We start from the raw sequence: 2,350 nt of genomic DNA on the forward strand, positions 1-2,350 counted from the left end.
TCTATATGGAGTCCCTTATGGGCTTTGGTCCCCCATTGGCGCACAAGTGCATCGAGCGTTCTGGGAACGCGCGCATCGAGCAATACGGTCATCGTGATGTCTGTCCTGTCGGATCGAGATAGTCTCTCAGCCAGTCGCCGAGAAGATTCAATCCCAGCACCGTGAACATGATGGCAAGTCCGGGAAAGACACTGACCCACCATGCTGTCTGAAGATAGGTGCGCCCGTCCGCAAGCATGCCGCCCCAGCTCGGAATCAACGGATCGACGCCGAGACCGAGGAAAGTCAGGCTGCTCTCGAGAAGAATGTTGTTGGCGACGTTCAATGTCATCAAGATCACGATGGGTCCGAGGACGTTCGGGAGAATGTGCGTGAAGATGATCCGTCCATTCCCGACGCCGATGGCGCGGGCGGATTGAATGAATTCGCGATCGCGCAACGCGAGCACGGAGCCACGGACAAGGCGTGCATATTGCACCCATTGCGTGACGATCATGAAGAAGATGACCTTGTCGATCCCGGCCCCCAGGATCGCCAGGAACATGATCGCGACGAGGATGAACGGAAGCGCCAGCTGAATGTCGGCGAAACGCATGAGCAGTATTTCGGCGACGCCCCGGTAATAACCGGCGATCAATCCGACCAGGGTGCCGAGCACGACCGCTCCTATGACGGAAAGAATGCCGACTGTGAGCGAGATCTTGCCGCCGACGACCACGCGCGCCAACACATCCCGACCCRGCGGATCGGTGCCCAGGATGTGAGCCGGACTTTGGAAGGGCGGCGTCAGGCGCGCCACAAGGTCCATCCTTTCGCCGCCGTCGGGGAACAGGATCGAAGAGAGCAGCACCGCGAGGCACATGCCGCCGGTAAGAACGATGCCGAGCGTGAACTCGAGCGAACGGAAACGCTGGCGGCTGGATGACGAAGCCATGTCGGTCACTCCGTCCGGATGCGCGGGTCGATGAGCCCGTAGGCGATGTCGACGGCCAGATTGATCAGAACGATAAACAGCGCGAGCACCGTGATCGAGCCCTGCAGCACGGGATAATCCCGACCAGAGACCGCGTCGAAAGCGAGCGTCCCCATTCCCGGCCAGTTGAAGACGCGCTCCACGATCACGATGCCACCGATCAGGCTACCGAATTGCAGGCCGATATACGTCACGAGCGGGATCGCCGAGTTGCGCAAAGCATGCTTGTACAAGACGACGCGGTCGCGAAGTCCCTTCGATCGCGCCACCATGATGTATTGCTGGGACAACGTCTCCAGCATGGAGGTCCGCACCAGTCGCACGTTCGTCGCGGTCAAGATGATGGCCATCGTGAGCGCGGGCATGATGAAGCTTTCAGGTCCTTCCATCCCGCTCGGCGGCAACCACCCGAGGAAAATCGAGAACAGCAGAACCATCATGATGGCGAGCCAGAAATTCGGAAACGACAAGCCGACGAGCGAGAGAATTCYGATCAGCTGATCCGGCCAGCGCCCACGATTCACCGCGGCGTAAACACCGAGCGGCACCGATATCACGATCGAGAGCAAGAGGGACGTAAACGCCAGCAACAATGTCGCCGGCAGAGCCTGGGCGATCAGGGCTGAAACGGGCGTGCCGCCCATGAAGCTGCGACCAAAATCGCCGACCAGGATGCCTTTGAGAAATGCGAGGTATTGAACGAAGAAGGGGCGCTCCAGGCCGAGCGCTTTGCGAATATTCTGCAGGTCCTGCTCTGTCACGCTGCCGGCACCGGTGAGCATGATCGCCGGATCGCCTGACAGCCTGATCGCGAAGGAGACAATCAGCGTGACGGCGAGGATCACGAATATGGCTTGCAACAGCCGCTTGAGGATGAAGCCAGCCATGTGTTCGTGATCCCCGTTCTCAAACCTCTACGTTCGCGTCAGTCGACCGAAACGTCAGTGAAACGGAAGCGGYGATCCGCGGGCGGCACGAAGTTCTTCAGCCGCTTGTTGACACCCATGGTCGTATTCTCGTTGTAGAGCGGGATCTCCAACGCCTGATCGGCGACATAGCGTCCGACTTCGTGGAGAACCTTTTCGCGCTCCTTCACGTCGTAGATCGTGCGCTGCTTTTCGAGGAGCGCATTGAGCTTCGGATCGTTGTCGTATGGATTCCACTTCTCGCCCGAATGGTACATCAGGTACGCGGTGTTGTCGTAGTCGAAGGTCCAGCCGCCCCAGGCGTTCTGCCAGGCCTCACCGGTTTTTCCGTTCGGGATGATGTCGTTCAAAAGGACGGGCGGCTCATAGGGCTGCAGCGACACCTTGAGACCAAGCGCCTGAAGGAAGCCCGCCGTTGCCTGCGCGACCTCGCGGAAGGTGGCATCCGGAC

The 2,350-nt window shown here is 59.6% G+C and carries 2 protein-coding genes and 1 pseudogene; all 3 read right to left on the bottom strand.

The window, feature by feature from the left end; genetic code table 11:
- Window positions 1-88: 88 nt before the first annotated feature.
- A complete protein-coding gene (locus AC1DT3_RS18305; protein WP_477466654.1) occupies window positions 89-934 on the bottom strand; it encodes an ABC transporter permease in 846 nt (281 codons plus the stop codon).
- Between the two features lie 5 nt (window positions 935-939).
- On the bottom strand, window positions 940-1,860 hold the full coding sequence (locus tag AC1DT3_RS18310) for an ABC transporter permease (protein WP_477466655.1): 921 nt from the start codon (window positions 1,858-1,860) through the stop codon (window positions 940-942).
- A gap of 38 nt (window positions 1,861-1,898) precedes the next feature.
- Window positions 1,899-2,350: pseudogene (locus AC1DT3_RS18315) on the bottom strand (ABC transporter substrate-binding protein); the annotation flags it as partial.

Source organism: Microvirga sp. P4_G7 (assembly GCF_056401005.1).